Origin of the sequence: Rhizobium sp. CB3090, from assembly GCF_029714285.1 — a bacterium.
GTDB lineage: Bacteria > Pseudomonadota > Alphaproteobacteria > Rhizobiales > Rhizobiaceae > Rhizobium.
Genome location: NZ_CP121662.1, coordinates 1,772,062 through 1,792,067, shown reverse-complemented (window position 1 = coordinate 1,792,067; position 20,006 = coordinate 1,772,062). Strand labels below are relative to the sequence as shown.

Sequence of the window (20,006 nt, the reverse complement as noted above, 5' to 3'; positions counted from 1 at the left end):
ATCCTATCTGTGCCGCATCCCATGGCCATGGTGGTCACAGCGGCTCGTTTCGTAGCGGATCGGATGGCTTTACACGCCCGCCGTTCGTTCGGTCGCCATCGTCCCCGAGCCAATGGCACTGTTCATTAGTTCAGCGAAGGCCCGACATGCATAAGGCAAATCTAAAAGGTGTAAATTTGCCGGTCGATTCTGGATGCTGCTCGGTAGCGGCTGTGATGTGGGACTGGTTTTCAACCGCGGAGATTGCAGCGGTTACTAGATCCGCGGATGCCTGCGCTGCATCTTTCTCCTGATCCGCGTGATAGATGACGGTTGGGACCGAGTACTTTTTGCACAGGCCAATATCATCTTGATCCGGTGTCGCCGCATAAATTCCAGACTCCTGAAGCTTAGCAATAATCCCCGTCGCTGCCTGAAGTTGATTATTGCCGGAGTATTTGGGGTACAACCGCACGTTTGCAAATTTTGGGTCGATCGGCACGACGTGAATGGTATTATTACTGACCAAATCTTGGGATGCGATGAAATTCGTGAGTTTTTCCTCGGAAACGGCGCTATAGCTCGCTAAGCTAGGTCTATCGGCGTTAAACACTTTAACAGACAAAGCTTGCGTAGTTGTACCGCAACTGGTGAAGCACCAGTCAAAAAATATGTTAGACGCCATTTCAGAATGTTGGGCAATGGGTTGCGCGGCATCATACACGGGTTTGCGCATCTCTTTTCCGAAGCGCTCGATGTCGGTAGTTTTGTATTGATCGAAATTATCGACAATCACTCTTGTGAATGTTGATCCCTTCGAAACGGAATCCGTCGCGTCAGAATCTTTTGCTACCTCTCCGTTTGATGCGGCATACCAAATCACCGTACCTCTATTTTCCGTTTTGACAACGAGCCCTCCAGAACCTATGGGGGCGTGGGTCGAAGGATCAAAGATATTCTCGCGACATGCTTCAAGTATTATCACTCCGATTTGTACATCAAGTTCTTCTAATTCTCTGGACAAATCGGTGATGTTAATCAGCTTCGTTCTCAACTTTGAAAATGGCATATCACTTGTGGGCGATGGCATGTCCTGCAGCGCAATGAAGTTCGAGCCGTCCTTGGAGAAACCATGTCCAGAAAAATAAATGACGACTTCGTCGCCAGGATTTGTATTTTCTTTAAAACCCTGCCAAAAGGTGGCGAACTTTGGAGCCGTTGCATCTTCGTTTTTTAGAACGCTGACGTTAAAACCTACGGACGATAGTTTTTGGGAAATCAGATCAGCATCGGTTAAGCTGTTTACTAGATGCGGTATACCATTGTTTTGGTAGTCTTTGATCCCGATTACTACCGCTCTTCGCTCAGCATACGCGGATGAGAATGTGCATAGATACGCCAACAACAATAACGCAATTTGAAGCAAGCGCATGGTGTGAGTCCTCCCACAGACATCCTGTTGATCATAAGCCAGCCCGGAAAAGCTTAGCTTCCAGGTCACGACGGATCAGAAGTCCTTCCATGTTGGGGACGCCCCGCCATATGCGTTTCATATTGGTTATTTCGTTTGGAACGTCTTTAAACCGACCTTGAGCAATTAGCCGGCGGATGTTCCGCATTTCGGTGTGCCGATCATCCGCGACTTGAAAACTGGCGCCGCGGTTGTAGACGAGCGAACACAGGGCGCCTAAACTGTCTGGCGATAGCTGCTCGGCGTTTTTGGGGAGGGCAGCTAAAGTCTCTCCAACAAGAAACGGCGACATCTGATCGCGGAATTGCTTGTTCGCTTCATCCCAAGATATCGACACTTGCTGATTCTTCTTGACAAAGTCCCTACCATTGGCAGCGGTAAGGCCACAACCGGCCGAAATGACATCAATCCGATTTTTGTCGATATAGTCCGTCCAGTCCTCGTCGAATATCTTTTTGTTAACGTAACCGATGTCGTATCCAATTCCCAGCGTCGGGCCGGAGCTACCGTAAGGCCAGGTTAGCTTCTGTAAGGAGGCAGTGTAGTGTTTCTCGTTGGATACTTCGAATGTGACGATTAATTTTTTAGCTCGCTCAGAAATCGGCCTATCTGATCTGTGCCGCCCTGCAATACCATGAGTCAATATACCTCGTAGGAATGTAACTCCCTCTGAAGGCCCGACTTGGCGCAACAAGTCTATAAGTCTTGGATTATTCGATAGGGCGTCCAGCCTGCTATCAATCGAAGAAGCTAGCGTTTGGTCTTCAGACAAGGCATATTTAATATTTGATGACAAGAAGGAAATGCATGCCAAACCTCGCAAAATCTCACGCCTATTCATCTCGTCCTCCTGAAATAGTGGTTTGTTTTGCCTTCCCGCGCTGCCGGAGAATACTCGTCTACTCCTCAGCTCATGACCCTCAGCTCGCGTCATGGTAGCGGAAGTTTGGCGGAAAAAAAGGCAGCCAAATTAGGTAAATAATTATGCAATTCTGGATTACGCGCGCCAATAAAAGGATCGCAAGACAGCAATGCAGCGTTCATCGCACGCGGATTTCGAACCTGTTCGCAGTCTTATGACTGGGATACGGAAGACGAAGTTTCGATCGTTGAGACCTCAAGGCGCACCTCCAAAATCCCAACAAACGGCACCGATCATCAAATCAACCTGTCGAAACTCGTTAGACATAAGACTAAACCCGGTTACGGGGCTTGTGGTCATGCGATATGGACATGCGGCAGAGACAAGTGGATCCAGATCATCGAGGTGTCTCATCCGGTTCCCGACGATGCGGGTCTGAGAGCCGTCCAGCGAATCCAGGACATGGCCCATGTGCTGCGCGAAGACGATCTTGTCGTCGCGTTGATCTCCTGCGGCGGCTCCGCTTTGCTTCCGGCCCTCTTCGGCGGGCTCACGCGGGCGTCCATCTTTTTGCTGAAATTGAAGATGTGGTTACGGAACTTCATCTTCCGCAAAGATCGTACTACTACAAGGTGTGGCTGAGTTCGTGCTCGGGATGGATGGATCTCGGCCATCGATGACGACATTGTCGATCTGGGGAGGCGCGATGGCTCCGAAGTGTCATGCTGCCGGGGCGACGAATGCAAAATCGCATCGGAGAGCAACGGCAGGGATAGAGGTGCGGACCGTTGGCAGGCGAGGGCCAATCGACACCGGATCTATCGATGGTAGGATTTCATTGCGAAGCGCGGGAAACTGCCTAGACAAATGCAGAAGTTTGCCTAGGAATGGTTGTAAGAAACCTAAAAAATCATGCGCAGCACACAAAGTAACGCCGAGCGACGATCTCTAAGTAACTTAAATCTGCCGCGTTGGTGGGTCCTCCAAAGATGGGTAATCGCAAGCCGTCGGTCCAATTTTACTTTGTCGCGAAAGAAGTTGCATTCCTCGGCTTCTCTCAAATTTTTTGATAAATCACGCGAGCAGATTGCGCGTTTTTCGATTTACTACACAATCGAAGGTAATGCATTATTATCTAAATTAGCAAATGGAGGGGGATGTGCTAAGAAGACAGTTCAACTTAGGGACCGCATCGATCCTCGCGACGGCGGCATTTCTGCCGGGCCGAGCGCTCGCGCAGGAGCAGGATGAACTCATCGGCGTAATGAGAGAGTGGATCGCTGGCAATGCGGAATGGATCTCCGTTGAAAGCGAGCCCGGAAAAGGATCTAGAATACTCGCGCCAAGCGATCAGCGTGTAATCGACGCGGCAAAATACCTCATCGGGCTCCCGAAGGATAAGGCTCCTGTCGAGCTTGCCAAGATAATGATGAAAGATCCCACATATGGCGGGGTATGGGAATGGCCGAGCGAGAATAATATGTCTCCGGCCAACCCGCTAATCGTGGCGTTCTTTGCCGCGACTAGCACAAAACCCGAGGGAGATGTCACGCCTTGGTGCGCGGCCTTCATGGGATGGGTCTTGCGCCGCTGCAATTATCCGAGCTCGGGCAGTGCGGCGTCGGCCTCATATCGAGACTTCGATAAATTCCCCGTTGCACTGGGAGATCAGAAACATCCGGCTGCGGCAGACACTGTGCCTGAAAAGACGGGAGATATTATCGTGTTTAGGGATGTGGGGGATACCGCCCATGGACATGTCGCATTCTTCGACGGCTGGGCAGATGATGAAAAGACGGTAGCCTGGTGCGTTGGCGGCAACCAACATGATCAGCTCTCGCGTCAGCAGTTCAGGCTCTACGCCGGCCCCAAACGGCTTGTCGCAATCCGGAGACCGACAAAATGATGCGTGGGGTGATCGGTCTCCTCTTTGCGTTAAGCCTTGGCGCCTCCGGAACGGTGCTGGCGCAAGATGCGCTGCCGAAGCCATATTACGAAACTGCGATTGAAGACGCCGCTACGGCTATGACGATTGCTGATAACAATGGTCAGCCTGAAATCTATTACTCCGAAAGCCACGCTCTCGTTGTCGGAGAAGTCAACTATACAGAGGGATGGGACAGCTTAACCTTGATCCCGCCAGAAATTAAGAAGCTGACTAAGGGACTTGAACATCAGCATTTCAAGGTGGAGGTCCACTTTGATTTGAAATCGGCTGATCTGATCAGCGTCATCGATCAGTTCATGCGAAAGTACGGGACAATTCACAACTCAAGGCTGATCGTGTACCTCAGTGGGCATGGCTACACACGACAGATGATCAGATACAAAGTTGGATATTTCGTTCCCGTTGACGCAAAGGATCCGCAGAATGCCGAGGAAACGGAGGTGGCACAGCGTGCGATTCCGCTTTCGATGTTTGCCAGTTGGGCCGAGATGCCGGATCCCCGGCACGTACTTTTCATTTTTGACTCGTGCTTTTCCGGTTCGTTCTTCGGATTCGAAGGGAACCCATCCGACGCTCAGTTTTCTGAACCCTTCTCCGCGAAGGCAAAAGAACAGACCGATGTATTCCCGATGGACGCGCAGGGCAACTGGATCTACAAGCCGAGCGACAAGGAAGGTATTGATTTGCCATTCTTCGCCTTGGTGCATTCGGGCAAGCCCGCGCGTATTTTCCTCGCCGCAGGAACAGGCACCGACGTCGCTCCGACGTCCTCCGTGATGACAGATCTGCTGTCGGACATCCTGCTCGGTCGAAATACCGAATTTACCGACTTCTCACGCTGGACGACTTTCGGGGAAATCGGTCCCTACCTTGAGAGTCAGACACCGCCACGAATCTCGAGAAAGCTAGGCCCTGACAAAGTTGCCTTCCCAGTGTTCAGATATCTTCCCGATGATATCTACTATCAAGAAGGGAGCATGGTTTTCTTTCGCGACGACACGGCCTTACAGTCGCTGGTCGAAGATGATCGGTTTGTCGAAGCTTGGAAACAAGTTGAGGCATCTACGTTTGATGTCACGGCAGTAGGCTTGCAAAAGGACAAGGCCACCTATGCCGATGTCCTCCTGAATTACAAGACGTCGCTTAATAGCCGTCAGCTCAGCGAATTGAGTGCCGACATGACGACGACCAGCGTGAGAAACTTGCCTGGCGATCCTTCTCAATGGTCCTCCGTTTTTGCACGGCACGTCACCCCTCTCGGAAATGACGCTAACAGCCAAGTCAAACAAGCTGACGCGATTCTGGCCATTGCAGGCAAGGATAACGATCCCGGCGCGCAGAGCGTCCGGGAGGCGACGACGCAATTCAAGGCCAAGATTGACGCCTATCAGCAGTATTCTGATTTGACTCTTAAACCGACCGACCAGCCGGAAACTTCGGTTACGGTGGATCCAGACGCGTTAGACCGTTACAGAAATCTAACCGACCTCCTCTTGTCCGAAGATGCGCCTACACGCCACCAGTCGAGACTAGACCTCCGACAAGCGCTGCTCTCGGAACAGGAGAGTACGCGCGGCCGAATCGTTACGCTTCTCTCACACCAGCTCTCCCGGAAGACATATCGCTATCAGCTCGGGCTAGGTGTGGCTCTCGCCGGGCAGTCTCTTACGATGCCTGCAGAAGATGCGGCAATCTCCGCTAAGGAATTCGACCTGGCCCTTTCGGCTGCCAATAAAATTCCATATAGCAAGGGCAAGGAATTGGTCGAGAACCTCTCAGGGGCGAAAATCACAGTCTGCAAGAGCGCTCCGGCCGGGGAGAAGGCCTGCAAGTAGCTTCCAAAGCCCAATCAATTCCGACCCCTTACTTTGTCATTGGGTTCGTTTCAGGTCACCTGGGGCCCGGTGTTGGAGCTAAGCTAAGATGGCTCGATGAGTTGTCGAATCGCGTCGCTCGTCGATGTGCTACATTCGCCGTCGAGCAGCGTTTATTCCTGGACGTTGAGGATTTGAAGGCCCGTCGAAAACCTGAGGGCAACGTTCAGCCGAACATCGACGCATGCTTTGTGTCACCCCCCAAAAAAGATCAGGAACCTCAAAGTGTCTCCGCCAATCTCAGCTCCTTACCACAGCCTATTCCTTAATGACGAAGATGTTTGACTCGCCCATGTCGACGGCAAGGATCCCGCTACGTCGGTGGAGACACTTGACTGCTCTACGGCAACTGCTCTCGCCCGGCTACAGTTCACGGGCAGCGGATATGTAAGCCTCACTATCGATATGGTATTCGACGCCCGATTGGTACACCGGTGGATAAGGTGTGGGTACGAACGCTTTAACGAATTCAAAGTATTGATATCGCAACGTGCAGAATAATGCCTATTTACAGATGCATGCAAACGTGTAACTCTTTCGTGTAAAGCATACAGAAAGTATAGTTATCCAACATGTCCTCGAAGGGGACACGCATGGGACGGTTGCTATTGCTTGCTATTCTACTTGCTACTTTGGCCGCTTGAGAGGCAAAGTCAGACGACTGGGTGCCGCTGCGAGGATCCTAACAAGCAGCTCGAGCGAATTGCGTTCGTGGTAGAAGCGAGAAATGGCGATCTGCAAGCCGCGGTCGACGTGGATTGGACGCCGTTGTTGTATATGCTGCGTCGCTTGGCGTCCTCCGCCCGTCGCGCCCAAATTCGCACATGCCACACATCTCGAAAGCGGACCGGGAGGGAATCCATGCATTTGTCTCGCGAAACTGGGTCGTCCATCTGGTGCGGTCCACTGCGGAACGCCAGGGTTGCGTCGCGATGTCTTCTTTCGTTTGTCCTCGTTTCTCCGTCGTCGGTACCAGCGCTCGCGGACTCGCCTTTGAAGAATCAAGTTTTCGAGACAGTGCTCGAGCAGGGCTGGTCTGACAATGCCGACGACAACGGAAAGAATGAGCGTCTACCCGGCGCAACAATTGTCGAGGTGATACAGGCATACAAGTTGGCGCGCCGCACCGCTCACGACATGGCCGCCAAGTGCGCCGTGTCGGACCGCCCGCCCGAGTGCAACAAGGCGGATGCGGCCATCGCCGACGCGACTGATGCCTTAGGCGAGCTGACATTAGCGGTATCTGTCGCCGAGTGGGGTGTCGCATGGGACGGCCCGGCACCGAAGGATCCTGCTGGGCGGGACTGGGCGGGGCCGAAAGACATCACTGTCGGCAAGCATGTGATGAGCTACGCGCTTGGCGGACTCGGACTGCCGCACCTCGACACGGGCATGGCACAAGACCTTTTCGACGAGATAGCGCAGCGCATTCCCGCCTCCGCAAATGACCTGAAGCAGTTTCGACAGGGCTTCCGATACGACTCAGTTAGAGCCAGAGGCGGACCATGCTCAGGACATTCTGCCGTGATCATGGCCGATTTGAATGGGGAGCCCTTCCGGCACGATGCCGTTATGTGGGGTGGCCAGAAGTACTGCCATGACCACAACCCGACCAACGAACTCGATCCAGAACGGTGGCAGGTCCTTCGCACTTGGGCCCGCGCGGGACTTCGAGACAGAGAGGTCCAGCAGTGGATTGTGGATTACTGGCTGCGGAAAGTGTGGCACCCGACGCTCGAACGCCTTGCCTTCGAGAAAAACGTGGACCCGACCGACGAGGCGTTTGTCGTCGCGCGAATCTGGAGCACCTCGAAAGGCGCGGCGGATGCCGCAGTCAAGACGGCTGGCGCCCAAGCAGACCCACGAAAACGTATCGCCCGTGAGCTCGTAAGCTACGGCCACGAACGCCGACATCAGATGATGCAGCGTCTCGGCGCGGCCTACGACAGCATCCAGCCGGGAAACTGAGTGTCCGCGCGATCAATCGAAAACTGAATTTGGCTGAAGGACAATGCACACCCGTCCCCGAAACAGCTGAACCGAAATATCTCGCCGTCGACCTTAAATGACCAGGGACATTCACCGATGAAACGTCACGCTATGCTTCTGTTGCTCTGCCTGATGGCGACGTCCTGCAACACCATCGGGCAGCAGCAGGCCAAAGAGACGGCAGATCTTAACTCGACCCTCACGGCCTTGGGCTACGACGCGGTTGCACTCCCGTCCACGGCGTTCGGTCCGGGCTCGCTAGTGACGTCCGCTAAGGGAACGGGGTTTTCTCCGCCCCTGAAGCTCACCTATCTGTGCCGCCCCGACTTCACACACGCGCCTCCACCGATCGTGGACCCCGCCGCGACGCAGACCGCCTCGCGCTCGCTGAGCACCTCCCTGTCACTCGATCCGGGAACGCTGACGAAGATGGGCCTCGGGGCTAGCCTGAACTACGTCGACTCGGTCACGCTGGAGCTGACGGATGTGACCGTCGAACAACTGGCCCTCGATGATCTCCACCATATTCGAAGCACGCTCGGCCCCGACTGCCAGGCGATCCTGGCGGATTTCTCGTCGAGGTCACTGGCGTACCAGACTCAACAGGCCATTCGCGCCGACGTGACGTATTCGATACAGATGAAGATGGGCGCGTCGGCGGAAGCGAAGGGACTGGTGCTCAAGGCGCTGCTGGCGGCGTTCGGCGGCTCGATCCAGAGCAATCAGGAGCTTAGTGCCTCCGGCAAGGGCCTGTTCTACGGATTGGTCCTTACAAAGGTATGAGCCGCGGCGACGGCCAGATGGTCTTTCCGTGAACGTAGATGCTCGCCCCTTCGCGGCTGGAGGCCGGAGGTTAACTTGAAGCGATGGGCAAGATGCGCAGCGCTGCCATTGCGCGGACCGTTAGTCGATCGGGGTGACCTGAGCCGCATAGGGCGTCGGTGTTTGATAGCCAAGGCCAAATTTGCACGCCGGAACACAGCGTTATCATATGGGCTTTCGCGGGCGAGGCTCTCCTATGTCTTTTTCGCGATCGGTCGCGAATCCTTGCTGGACAATGGAGCCTTTTACCAAAAATGATGACGAGTCCTTCCCAAACAAAAGAGACGAATCCTTCGCCACAGGGAGAATCTATTTCCGAAAAACAGGGATTGAATCCTTTCGTTTAAAGGAATGTCTGAAATTGAGCCTTGGAATGTGCTCGTGCAAGCGTAGGAGTCGCGGTCCGCCGCCAATGCCATGGAAGCGAGACAGAAGATTGCTCAGGCCCGAAACGATCAAAGAAAGACAGCTTATGCGTCCTGTCTGCGTGGCGTTGCGGTCTCGTCCGCGAGCCAGTACCCGTCATCGGTCGATACGAATTCGGAAGCCTTCCACATGATTTTTGTGATCGCTTGGAGCGTCGGCTCACCTGGTTCGGTTTTGAATTCCACGCCGGCCAGTACCAGCTCTTGATGGATTTCCCTTCGACTGAGCGGTCTGCCGATCCTCTTTAGAGCAAGATACGCTTCGCGTCGAACCGCCCAGGCCAGACTGGAACGCCTTTCTCGTCGTCTCGAGGCGAAGTTGTCCGGGATGCGGGTCTGGCCATCGTCCGTCTCGTCAAGAAGCGCTTGGGCTCTAATGAGCTGTTCTTCGCGCTCTTTTCGTTGCCCCAGAAGTGTCTGCACGCTGACGAGGATCGAGGTGAGGTCATCGATTTCGGACCTGACGATCTGGATCGCTTCCCGAACATTCTCGCGGGACGCAGAAACCAATGCAGTCTCGTCCTCCCGCGCGCCGGCTCTTCCTGGTTTAGTCAGCGCAATTATATCAGTCAAAAGCGAACGATTTTGTTGCATATCGGAATGCCATTGGACTCTTATGGGGTTCACTTTTATTATCTAAAGGAAGGTGAGTCGCGTTGAGAAAATCACCTTGGCAGTAACACTACAGTAATTTGGAGCTTTAGTCAGCCGGCCGGATCAAGTTGCTGGTGGATGTCGCTCGCTTGAAAACAAGCACCTCGATTTCGAGGGCATAGTTCCCCGGCGTGCCCCGCCGGGAGCGTCTGCTTGCGCCCTCCGCTTGGGTCAAATTGAATCCGTCAGACTGCGGCGGTCCGAGTATTGCGTGTTCGAACACGTGCGCCCGCGTGCAAGGGCATCAACATGGAAAAGGATCGTAAGATGCTCGTGGAACCCGAAGCAAAGCGCATTCGCCGAGCCGACAGGAAGGCGGTCGCAAGGCTGCTGTCTTCGACTGGCGTCAAACTGCGATCGGATCGGCGTTTGGGAGAGGCCAAGCCCGTCGCGCGGATACTGACGTCGGTCGACGGAGGGCCAGTCCGACGGATCGTGAACGGCCGTCAGACGAAATATACGGGCTTCTTCATCTCGGTGAAGGCGGATTTTGCACAGATGCCCTGGGAGTCGCGACATGGGGAAAAGGCCGCAATGGTGTTGGCCGAGGCGTCCAGCAGAGTGGTGAAATTGCTTGCTCAGCCTCACCGGCTGGAGATCAACGTCCGGGAGCAGAAATCTCCACTTCGGTATTTTCCAGATCTTCTGCTCAAGGTCCATCCTTCGTTCCTGGACGATCTCCGAAACGGCATTCCGTTCTCGACCGCGGCCCTTGCCCCTTCGCAGGACGAGCCGGATGACCTACTCAAGATAGTCATCGTCGAGATCAAGGATGAGCGAGATACCCGTCAGTGGGACCCGAAATACATTCGCAAGCTGGAACTGGCCAAGGAGGTGTACCGAAGACTGGGCTTCGAGTTCGCTGTCATCCAGAGGGCGGAAGATCTGTTCGAGGGCGATCTTGGCATCGCGGCTAGCGTTGTCTCATGGCGACACACCGACGTAAACCAGACGGACGTCTGGGCAGTCGAGCTGGCACTTCGGCACGGGGGCAAACCCGCCGCGGAGATCGTTGCAGCATTGGGGGACGGACCTGTTGGATGGGCCAAGCTCAGGGCGCTTCACGTCAGGCGGATCCTGGCGATGGACCTGACCGATGTGGTGTCGTCCGAGACAATGGTCATGCTTCCGCAGAATAACTCCCTGAAGATTCTCACGAACTCCTGACCACGGCCATGACACTAAAGCTCGCGAGAGGTGATTGCTACCGTATCCCGTTCGAGGGCGTCACGAGGGAGTACACCTTCGTGAAGCAGGTCGCCGGCGGGCAGATGATATTTGTCGACGGGACTACGGGAAGACCCGTGCCGTTCGACGAGGGCAAGCTCTCGAAAATGATCAAAGACAGGGCTGCGGTCCGGCAGCTCTCGTCGAACTGGGTGGATCGCATCGACATCCACGCGCTAATGGATCCTTCGCTGCCGAAAACGCCGCTTGAGACCCGCAAGAAAATCCACGCTGCTCAGGTGAAGGTCGCGGAAGCGGCCATGCTCCTATTCTACGTGAAGCGCTTCGACGCCGCGCCCGACGAAGTGTCCAGATCCAATGCTGGCTACACGGCGTTCATTGACCGAACCTACCCCGCCGCGGAGGCGGCGGGCCACTTTCACAAGCCGTCCTATTCGGCCCTCCGTCGCGCATTGGAGAAGGGCGTCCCTCATAACCGCTGCCTGGCGGATTATATCAGCCAAAGGGGAGCACACAGCAAGCGCAAGTGGACCGATCCATGGGTCCTGCGGAGGCTCAAGAACGCCGTCGATGAGTTCTACAGCGAGGGGATTCCGAAACCTCCGACGCTCAAGGATGTCGTGGACAAGTTCCTTGGCGACGCGATATTGGAGGACCGGGCTCGACAGCAGCGCGGCGAATCATCGCTGAAATATCCGAGACGCACGGCCGTCGAAGACCATATCCGGGGACAGGAGACCGAGGAGCGACTCGCCAAACGGGAACCCCGTCGAGCCCTGCAGGAATACGGCGGAAGGGCCAAGGGCGCGTCGGCGGACTTCCCGCTCCAGCGCGTCCAGATCGATCAGACCCTCGTCGACACCTGGATCAACATCTACGACGAGGACGGCAATATAGAAGACCGCAGGCGGCCGTGGCTCGTCTCGATCTTCGACGTCTACTCTCGCATGATACTTGCCGCGATCCTGACCTTCGAAAAGCCATCGGCATTGACGGTCCAACTGGCGATCAAGCAGATGCTACGACCGAAGCTCTTCCTGATAGAGCGCTTCGGCAAGAAGAAGGGGGCGACCGATGGCAGTGGCATGCCAAAGGAGATGACCTTCGACAATGGCGTCGAGAATATCGGATTCTCCTCACGGACGCTGCTCGCGGACTCAGGCATTGACATGGAGCTGGCGCCCAAAGGAACCCCGAAGGCGAAGGCCATCGTGGAGAGGGGATTCAACACTTACAACCATTCCCTCTGGCACAACGCTCCGGGCGGCATACCATACAAGCCCCAAGCTCTGGCGGCACGAAGGCTGAAGCCCGAGGAGAAGGCGCAGTGGGCCCTCGATTTCGCTACTGGGGTAATGTGGCATTGGATCGTCAACGTCCACCATCTCGGTAGGAATCGGACGCTGGAGGGTATTCCGGCCAGGTTGTGGTCCGAAAAGGTGAACGACGCAATGGTGGGGCGCTCCGTGCCGAAGCGGTTAGACCTTTTCGACATCCTTTGCGGAATCCGCAAGCGGCTGTGGTTCAATGGGGCGGGAGTCGCCTATGACACCCACGTGTTCCACCATAAGGATGTGACTGAAGATTTTCTTCGCGCGACGCTGCCCGCGGAAATGCGGTCCAGCCGGAGGAAGGGCGGAAAGGTGGCTGTCGAGGCGATCATCTATCCGCATGACTGCTCACACATCTATATCGTAGATCATGTAAGGAACAGATTTGTGCGGCTGCCCAACAGCAAGCCGAGGTTCGCCGAGGGCCTAAGCTACAATGAAGCCAGACTCATCAGGGAGGCGGACCGCAGGCTCGACAGGCACTTCGTGAGCGAGGAGGAGTTGATCCTCGCAAAATGCGAATTTCTAAGGCTCCGCGACAGGGCGCGGGACCTGGCCCGAGCGGAACGTGCGATCCTTCAGGCTAGAAAGGCGAACAAGAAGGTGGCCGCGGAAGGGGAGCTCGTCGTCTATACCTTGGCCGAGGGCGACGACATCGAAATGGGAACCGTCGATCCGACCATCAACGGCGATGCTCCATACGACATCCCCCAGGAGATGCCGGCAATTGTCCGCAAGTCCCCCCTGGTCTCCCACAAGGATCAACAGCGCGGCGCCCGGAAGGCGCAGGAAACGCGCCAGAAAAACAAGCTAATAGACGAGCTCAGGAAAGCGGCCAGCGCTTCCGTACGTGTCGAGAGACCCGCCAACGCCAGGCCTCACGCACTTCCTATCATCGATGACGCTTCAAGCTTCCTCGATGCGCTTGCAGACGATCTCGACTGAGTTCCGACTCCCGACCAAAGGAGAAGCCATGCCGGTCCACCCCCCGCTTGTGATTTCGGAATACGACATCTTCAGGGAATTCAGCACGATGCGCATCAAGCATCCGCACCAGGAGGCCGCCGTCGCCATGTTCGAAAAGCTGAGAAGGCGGAAAGTCGAAGCCCCGGACGCCCAGCAGACGGCGACGAGCCTGTTCGCGGGCTCGGGTTCCGGGAAAAGCACCACTGTCCTGTGGTACATTGAGACGATCATCGTCGAGGAGTGTATCAGGCAGGGTTTGTTGAAGGACAACGCTCCCCGGAAGGTCTTGAGGGAGTTGCAGACCCTGGCGCTGCACGTCGAGTTGAGCGGTTCGACTACAACTACCGGATTGATGTCAGACTTCCTGAAAGCGCTCGGTGATCCGGACCCGTTTGGCGGAACCACCATGAGCAAACGCTTTCGTGTGGAAAAGATTCGTAACGGCCCGATTGCTACCGCGGGGAATATGGCTTGACGCGTGCGGCGATCTCTTCGTCGAGGACAAAGCAATCGAGGAACTCCTGCCATTTTTCGGCTGACCGACGCGCCTCAGTCAGCATCTGCCTAAGTTCGTCGATGCCATCGTCTGTCAGAGCGGGTGTGCTCTCGTCATCTCCGGTCACGACGCTGATGATATTCCCATAGGTCAGGTTGTCATCATTGCTGATGATCTCCCTGAGGAGGTCGACGTCCTCATCGAGGATTTCGGCGACATAGTCGATGGTGAAGACGAAGCTGACCGTTGCCATCAAGCGGCCTCGGCGCAGATGATTGCCGCTGTCGGCTTCCAGTTCCATGGAAGCAGCTCCGCGAGGCGATTGATCTTGTGATCCTGAATGCGGTCGAGCACATCAGCCAGATAGGCCTGCGGATCAAGGCCATTCATCTTGGCGGTTTCGATAATCGTCATGGCCCGCGCCAGGGTTTCTGCTCCAGTGTCGGCACCCGCGAAGAGCCAGTTTCGTCTTCCAACGCCGATAGGACGCAACGCCCGCTCGGCGGCGTTGTTATCGATTGCGACACGGCCATCTTCCAGGAACAGGCAGAATGAAGACCACCTGCTCAAGCCGTACCGGAAAGCGCCCGCCAGATCGCTCTTGCCGGGGATACGGGTCAGTTGCGCTTCGGCCCAGACGCGGAATGCTTCGACCTTTGCCTTGCTGTGCTTCTGGCGCGCGGCAAGACGGATATCGGCAGACTTGCCTGCAATGCCGCGCTCGATGTCGTAAAGCGCGCCGATACGGTCGAGAGCCTCGCGGGCAATCTCGGATTTGTTCGAGGTCCAGATATCGTGGAAGTCGCGCCGCCAATGCGCCCAACATGAAGCCTCCCGGAAGCGGCGTTTCCCGTCCGTTCCGGCCTCATATAACTTCGCATAGCCTTTGTAGCCATCGGCCTGAAGGATGCCGCTCGCCTCCTTGAGGTGACGGTGAACGTGCTCTTCCTTCCAGTCGGGAGCAAAATAATAGACCGCACCGGGCGGAGCTATGCCCGCCCATGGGCGCTGGTCCCGGACATAGGTCCAGAGCCTGCCCTTCTTCACCCCTTTCCCCAGCCCCTTGTCGCGTAGAGAACGATCCAGAACCCGGATCGGCGTGTCGTCGGCGTGGAGAAGGTCGCTGCTCATGATCGCGGCTTCGATCAACTCGATCAGCGGCAGGAGCACCTGCATGGCGCGGCCACACCAATCGACCAACGTGCTGTCGGGGATATCAACGCCCATGCGGGCGAAGATTTCGTTCAGGCGATAGAGCGGCAAGTGGTCGTCGAACTTCGAGACCAGGATATAGGCCAGAAGACCAGCGCCCGCCATGCTGCCCGATATCGGACGGCTGGGCGCGGGCAACTGCACCATCTTCTCGCAGCAGCGGCAGGACTTCTTCAGCCGGGCGATCTCGATGACCTTCATCTGTGCGGCGATCATGTCGAGGATTTTGCTGACGTCTTCGCCGACAAGCCGCAGTTCGCCACCACAAGCGGGGCAGCACGTTCCGGGATCAAGTTCCCTGCGCTCGCGAGCGGCCTTGTCCGACACGCGCGGACGGCGGCGCATGGTCTTTTCAGGCATGCTTTCCTCAGGCGCGGCAGGCTCCGTTTCTTCGTCCTCGGCGAGTGGCTCGCTGCTGCCTTCCGAAGCGGCAATCATCAGGTCCTCGAGCGCCAGTTCCAACTGCTGGATTTCCCGCTCGATCTTTTCCGACGACTTGCCGAAGCCATGTTTCTTCAGCCTGGCGATGCGCAGCCGCAGGGACTGGATCAACTGATCATGCGCCTGCAAGGTCGCAGACATCTTCGCGTTCTTCGCCTCAAGCGAGGCGATCATCGCCTTCAGGAAGGCCGGATCATCGGGAAGATTTTGGCTCGCGTTTGACATGAACCTGACTACCACAGGTCAGGGTCAATATCCATAAAAACACGCAAATTCAGTGAGATAAAGTCAACCGACACGGGCCGGAGGAACGCCCCAGTCGGGCCGTCGCCAATCAATCCCTTCCCACAGCATTGCCAGTTGAGCAGACGTCAACCGGGCTGCTCCATCTGCTGCCAAGGGCCATGGAAACCGCCCTTTCTGCAAGATTTTGTAATAAAGGCAGAACCCCTGGCCGTCAAAATACAATAGCTTCAAACGGTCGCCCCGCTTGCCCCGAAACGCGAAGACCGCACCTCCCGTCGGCTTCTGGCGCAGCACATCCTGGGCAAGAGCAGCCAGCCCCTCTATCCCCTTGCGCATGTCCGTGACACCGCAGGCGATATAAACCCGAACACCTGTCCCAGGCCCGATCATGCCGCCTCGATTGCCCGGATCAGGCGCTTCAGTGCAACCACATCAACATCGCCACTGAAGCGAAGGCTTCGTCCGCAGCGCAGTTGCAATTCCATCATTGCAGGCAAAACCTGCATGCCATCAAAAGCCCGAGCCTCTTTGCTGTCCCCTGCCGGCGGCATGTCCAGCGGCAGAAACACCGTCGTCGACGGCGGCGACAGCAGGCCCTTCTTCCGCAATTCACGCCGCCAGGTGTAAACCTGCTGCCGCGTGACCGAATACCGGCGCGCCACCTCTGTCACCGACGCGCCGTCGACGCCTACCGACAGCACGACCTCCAGCTTGCTCTCATCACTCCAACGTCGGCGACGTTCATCGCCGAGAATTTCCACGCGCATCGCAGGTCTCGCCTAAAGCACGTCGCTAACGACGTCGTTATAGACGGGTCATAAACAAGTAAGCCGATCTCCGACAGGCGGCCACAATCGGGCGGTTACAAAGATTCTAGCGCAGAAAGGATATCAAATCATATTCTTGGACGAGACGCAGCATATCAAACGACAGGGGTCTTCCGGACCGATCAACCGGCGGGACGACGCTTCGGAACTGCAAAACACTTTGAAGAACTGGGTGAAGAGATGGCCCATCGTCTTCGTCGGAACCCAGCATGCGGAAAGGGTGATCTTCGAGCATCAGGTTCTTACTCGATCCGAAGAGCCGATCAAGTTCGGACCGCTTCATCCGTCCATAAAAAGGGATATGGAGATATTCAACGAATTCTGCGGCAGGCTTGTCTTGAAGATCGTAGAGCATGGCATCTTGCCGGAGAGACCGACGCTGCTGGTCCAGGGCGACACACCGCTTTGTCTTAACATCGCTTCAAAGGGACGCCTCGGCCTAGTGGCGATTATCGTTCGCGACGCGCTAGAACTTATGGTTTTGAAGAGTGAGAGCGTTCTCACAGTTGAACATCTGGCCGGAGCCGTTCAAAAGCTGCCTCTTCGAATCGGTCTCTGCTCTTACAATCCTTTCATCGAAGGTCCTGTCCATATTCCTTCCATGAAGGAATATTTGCGTGACGAGGCGGAGGAGTTCGCGCATGCATAGTGTCGATCCATCTTCGGAATTCGAGCCGGACTACTACCTTCGCCGCCACCGGACAAAGGGGAGTTCCTATTGTGTCCCGGTCAATCCGTATCCGGGGGAATGCCTGGAAGACCTACTTATCAGGGCGGCATGTGAAAACGGCTTTCATCCCGCGATGTCGTGTAAACTCTTGGCGCTGTCCAAAGGGATAACTAAGAGGTCGACGCCCGGAATAGACAGATACGGTATCACGGCAGAAGCACTTTCAGTATTGCTCGGCAATGCAAAAGGACCTGACGAATTGAGACCTCTTCTGCACACATACTCGCCACCCGCCAAATATTTACGGCCGTTCTTCGACGTGTGGCTGGACAAGAAGTTTTTTTCGCCGATCCGACGCGTATCTCCTCTGGCTTTGAGGGAAGCTCCGTATCTGAGGAGCATATGGCGTGTTTGGCCGATCGGGTTCGATCCGGAAACTAAGGAAATTCTTTTGCAGGACTGTCCGATTTGCCGGCGGCAATTGGGATATAAATTCATGGGAGATATCTGGTGTTGTGACCAGTGCAGCAGAATCACTCCAGAGGGGAAACTCCTAGCTGTCGACCTGAGAGAGCATCCCCAGGATCTTGTTGAAGAATGCTACTGGGAAAACCTTGATTTTGCTACCAGTTTTGTGGATCCAGGCTCGCGGAACAAACGTGCTGGTTTTAGATCAGAGCTTCATGCTGACTTCGACAATTTACGCGACGGCGAAGTGTTCGGCCTCATGGTCGCGCTATCAAAAATAATCTCAGACAAAAAGCCAACCGGTCCTCGCTTGCAGATTTCGGCTTGCGATCTTGCGGTCGCCGCGGAAATCGTACGTGGGTGGCCCGCAGCATTCGAAGAGAAGCTTCTTTATCAAACTGAAAAAGCGACTTTCCCTTCAGCAAAGTCCTTGTTTTTCAATACCCGATTAGATGCCAGGATTCGGAGCAGCATGAAGCAGTTGGTTCGCACCGCGAAAATTCGATCCGGCCTGAGCGAGATTTCGTTCCAGGTTTCGAAATTAACTGCATTTGATGTGGAGTATCCACCTTTCAGAAAGTGGATAGCTCGAAGGGTTGCCGATTGTAACCCAAAGCTACTTGCGGAGGCTGTCGTGCTTCGGTCACGGGCGGACGTCCGTCAATTTACAAAGCACATTGGGGTTTCGGTGCCGAGCCTTATGGCGATGGCCAGCGGCGGATTGCTCCCTCTCCCCGACTCCGAAGAGTCAACGAAATCGACGTTCGCCATCGCAGCTAGGGATTTTGTTCACCGACTAGCCTCAAATTCATCGAAAACGCATTTGCCAATCGACGCAATACAGTTGCGACGAGTGGTTTCCGCACTCTTCAATCGAACTGACGATCCATGGGGGCGCATTTTCAATTGGCTGCTTTCCGGGCGTGTCCGGTACTGGTGGACGAGAAGCGTCAGCTTCTCCGCATTGGAGAGGCTCTATATCCAGGACCTGGACGGGCTCTCTCTCCTCTTGGCCGAACAAAATGAAGAGACAGACTCCTGGCACAAGCTTCCACTCTCCAAGCGTGAATTCTATACGAGCACTGGACTTAACACGTTTGGGTTCCAAAATGCGACGACGGCCGGCCTTGTCACGCCGCCTTTTACTGCAGAGTCGATTATGAAGTTTCGGTCGGAGTTCGAATTGAGCAGCCTGTTAGGCGTGCGCGTGCCGAGTTGCACTGGGGGAAGACTGACGCGAAGCATTCTTATCCCAATGCTCAGTGCGGGAGTTGAGCCCGTAATGACTTACTCCAATGGGTGTCGAGTGTGGCGCCGGTCGGACGTTGAGCGATACTTTGGGGCAGCGTTAATCCCCTGCATCGAATGAACGGTCGCCATTGATTTCCTTCGCATTTCACTACGAACAAGGCTGTTTTTTTGAATTAAAGCTAAGGCCTATCCCGCGCCGACACCGACGCGATCCGCCGCCGCTATCGCCGCTGGGCACTCAAGGGCGTGAGGCGGCGCGTCTTCGATGCGCTGCGCCCGGCGGCCGCGGCCGACGGCGTCGTGATGGTGGACGCGACGATCTGCAAGGCGTACCGCTCGTCGAGCGGCGCGCGGCGAGCGCCCGGAATCGGGATGGCCGTGAATATCACGGGGCATGAAACCAACGGAGTTGCGCTCTGCAACCACGTCAGGAGCTTCGACATCGTGTCCCGTGTTCAGCAAAAAACCGCACGTTTTGTTGACACGCTTGATGCAGATACGGTCGATGAAATCGTGGGCAGAGTGGTTGGCATCATCGATCCGGCTTAAGGCTTACCAAGTTCTCGGTTCCGGCGGGATATGGCGGAGATGTCACTCGTCTCGCATTGCCGTTCACCCTAACGTCTTGGCACTCCCAGACCCACCGAAGCGCCCACAGCCGCTAGGCGCGGTTCCCTGCCGCACCTCGGGCATCTGAAGCCGTTCCGCCACCGCTTCTTCGCTAGGTACGGCACACGCGCTGTCATCGGCGAATCCCGAGACGGCGAACGATCCTCCGCCCTACGCGTTGAAAACAGGCTTTCGCTCGTGCTGCTTGTATAGCCGAGCAGGAGAGACATGTTATGCGTGAACGCTAGATGTACTTGACACCTGTACGAACGGGATA

Annotated in this window: 18 protein-coding genes; 11 read left to right on the top strand and 7 right to left on the bottom strand. The window is 55.7% G+C overall.

Annotation, left to right across the window (positions count from 1 at the left end; translation table 11 throughout):
• Positions 1 to 130 precede the first annotated feature (130 nt).
• Both QA646_RS08690 and QA646_RS08685 read right to left on the bottom strand, forming a co-directional pair.
• Complete coding sequence (locus QA646_RS08690; protein WP_283058664.1) at positions 131 to 1,411, bottom strand: caspase family protein; 1,281 nt, start codon at positions 1,409 to 1,411, stop codon at positions 131 to 133.
• Positions 1,412 to 1,442: 31 nt separating this feature from the next.
• Positions 1,443 to 2,291: a hypothetical protein gene (locus tag QA646_RS08685; protein ID WP_283058663.1), complete on the bottom strand. Its 849-nt coding sequence runs from the start codon at positions 2,289 to 2,291 to the stop codon at positions 1,443 to 1,445.
• Positions 2,292 to 2,717: 426 nt separating this feature from the next.
• On the opposite strand from QA646_RS08685, the gene QA646_RS08680 reads away from it, so the two are divergent.
• From QA646_RS08680 to QA646_RS08660, 5 genes are all read left to right on the top strand, one after another.
• The gene (locus QA646_RS08680; protein ID WP_283058662.1) at positions 2,718 to 2,954 is read left to right on the top strand and encodes a DUF4147 domain-containing protein; all 237 of its coding nucleotides are present in this window, start codon (positions 2,718 to 2,720) and stop codon (positions 2,952 to 2,954) included.
• Positions 2,955 to 3,471: 517 nt separating this feature from the next.
• Positions 3,472 to 4,218, top strand: a complete 747-nt coding sequence (locus QA646_RS08675; protein WP_283058661.1) for a CHAP domain-containing protein — start codon at positions 3,472 to 3,474, stop codon at positions 4,216 to 4,218.
• Positions 4,215 to 6,095 (top strand): caspase family protein, encoded by a 1,881-nt coding sequence (locus QA646_RS08670; RefSeq protein WP_283058660.1) that lies wholly within the window; start codon positions 4,215 to 4,217, stop codon positions 6,093 to 6,095. The genes QA646_RS08675 and QA646_RS08670 overlap by 4 nt, the downstream gene beginning before the upstream one ends.
• A 1,032-nt stretch (positions 6,096 to 7,127) precedes the next feature.
• Complete coding sequence (locus QA646_RS08665) at positions 7,128 to 8,102, top strand: hypothetical protein (RefSeq protein WP_283058659.1); 975 nt, start codon at positions 7,128 to 7,130, stop codon at positions 8,100 to 8,102.
• 117 nt (positions 8,103 to 8,219) lie between these two features.
• Positions 8,220 to 8,906, top strand: a complete 687-nt coding sequence (locus QA646_RS08660; RefSeq protein ID WP_283058658.1) for a hypothetical protein — start codon at positions 8,220 to 8,222, stop codon at positions 8,904 to 8,906.
• Between the two features lie 509 nt (positions 8,907 to 9,415).
• Here QA646_RS08660 and QA646_RS08655 read toward each other — a convergent pair.
• Entirely contained in the window at positions 9,416 to 9,964 is a 549-nt protein-coding gene (locus QA646_RS08655) for a hypothetical protein (RefSeq protein ID WP_283058657.1), read from the bottom strand.
• 429 nt (positions 9,965 to 10,393) lie between these two features.
• Between QA646_RS08655 and QA646_RS08650 the strand changes: the two genes are divergently transcribed.
• Genes QA646_RS08650 through QA646_RS08640 form a run of 3 tightly spaced genes read left to right on the top strand, consistent with a single transcriptional unit; the run spans position 10,394 to position 13,984 of the window.
• Positions 10,394 to 11,191, top strand: coding sequence for a hypothetical protein (locus QA646_RS08650; protein ID WP_283058656.1), 798 nt, complete (start codon positions 10,394 to 10,396; stop codon positions 11,189 to 11,191).
• Between the two features lie 8 nt (positions 11,192 to 11,199).
• Complete coding sequence (locus tag QA646_RS08645; protein WP_283058655.1) at positions 11,200 to 13,488, top strand: transposase family protein; 2,289 nt, start codon at positions 11,200 to 11,202, stop codon at positions 13,486 to 13,488.
• Between the two features lie 28 nt (positions 13,489 to 13,516).
• A complete protein-coding gene (locus QA646_RS08640; RefSeq protein ID WP_283058654.1) occupies positions 13,517 to 13,984 on the top strand; it encodes a hypothetical protein in 468 nt (155 codons plus the stop codon).
• On the opposite strand, the gene QA646_RS08635 is transcribed toward QA646_RS08640, so the two are convergent.
• The 4 genes from QA646_RS08635 to QA646_RS08620 form a co-directional block, all read right to left on the bottom strand.
• Entirely contained in the window at positions 13,962 to 14,258 is a 297-nt protein-coding gene (locus QA646_RS08635; RefSeq protein WP_104827840.1) for a hypothetical protein, read from the bottom strand. The two genes, QA646_RS08640 and QA646_RS08635, sit on opposite strands and share 23 nt — an antisense overlap.
• Positions 14,258 to 15,883, bottom strand: coding sequence for an IS66 family transposase (locus QA646_RS08630; RefSeq protein ID WP_104826329.1), 1,626 nt, complete (start codon positions 15,881 to 15,883; stop codon positions 14,258 to 14,260). Before QA646_RS08630 ends, QA646_RS08635 begins: the two co-directional genes overlap by 1 nt.
• A gap of 63 nt (positions 15,884 to 15,946) precedes the next feature.
• Positions 15,947 to 16,294 (bottom strand): IS66 family insertion sequence element accessory protein TnpB, encoded by a 348-nt coding sequence (gene tnpB, locus QA646_RS08625; protein WP_104826328.1) that lies wholly within the window; start codon positions 16,292 to 16,294, stop codon positions 15,947 to 15,949.
• Positions 16,291 to 16,671, bottom strand: a complete 381-nt coding sequence (locus QA646_RS08620) for a transposase (protein WP_145677531.1) — start codon at positions 16,669 to 16,671, stop codon at positions 16,291 to 16,293. The genes tnpB and QA646_RS08620 overlap by 4 nt, the downstream gene beginning before the upstream one ends.
• Positions 16,672 to 16,903: 232 nt before the next feature.
• On the opposite strand from QA646_RS08620, the gene QA646_RS08615 reads away from it, so the two are divergent.
• From QA646_RS08615 to QA646_RS08605, 3 genes are all read left to right on the top strand, one after another.
• Positions 16,904 to 17,380 (top strand): hypothetical protein, encoded by a 477-nt coding sequence (locus tag QA646_RS08615; RefSeq protein WP_283058653.1) that lies wholly within the window; start codon positions 16,904 to 16,906, stop codon positions 17,378 to 17,380.
• Positions 17,373 to 19,238, top strand: a complete 1,866-nt coding sequence (locus tag QA646_RS08610) for a hypothetical protein (protein ID WP_283058652.1) — start codon at positions 17,373 to 17,375, stop codon at positions 19,236 to 19,238. The genes QA646_RS08615 and QA646_RS08610 overlap by 8 nt, the downstream gene beginning before the upstream one ends.
• 128 nt (positions 19,239 to 19,366) lie before the next feature.
• Positions 19,367 to 19,669 (top strand): hypothetical protein, encoded by a 303-nt coding sequence (locus tag QA646_RS08605; protein ID WP_283058651.1) that lies wholly within the window; start codon positions 19,367 to 19,369, stop codon positions 19,667 to 19,669.
• The last annotated feature ends 337 nt before the right edge of the window (positions 19,670 to 20,006 follow it).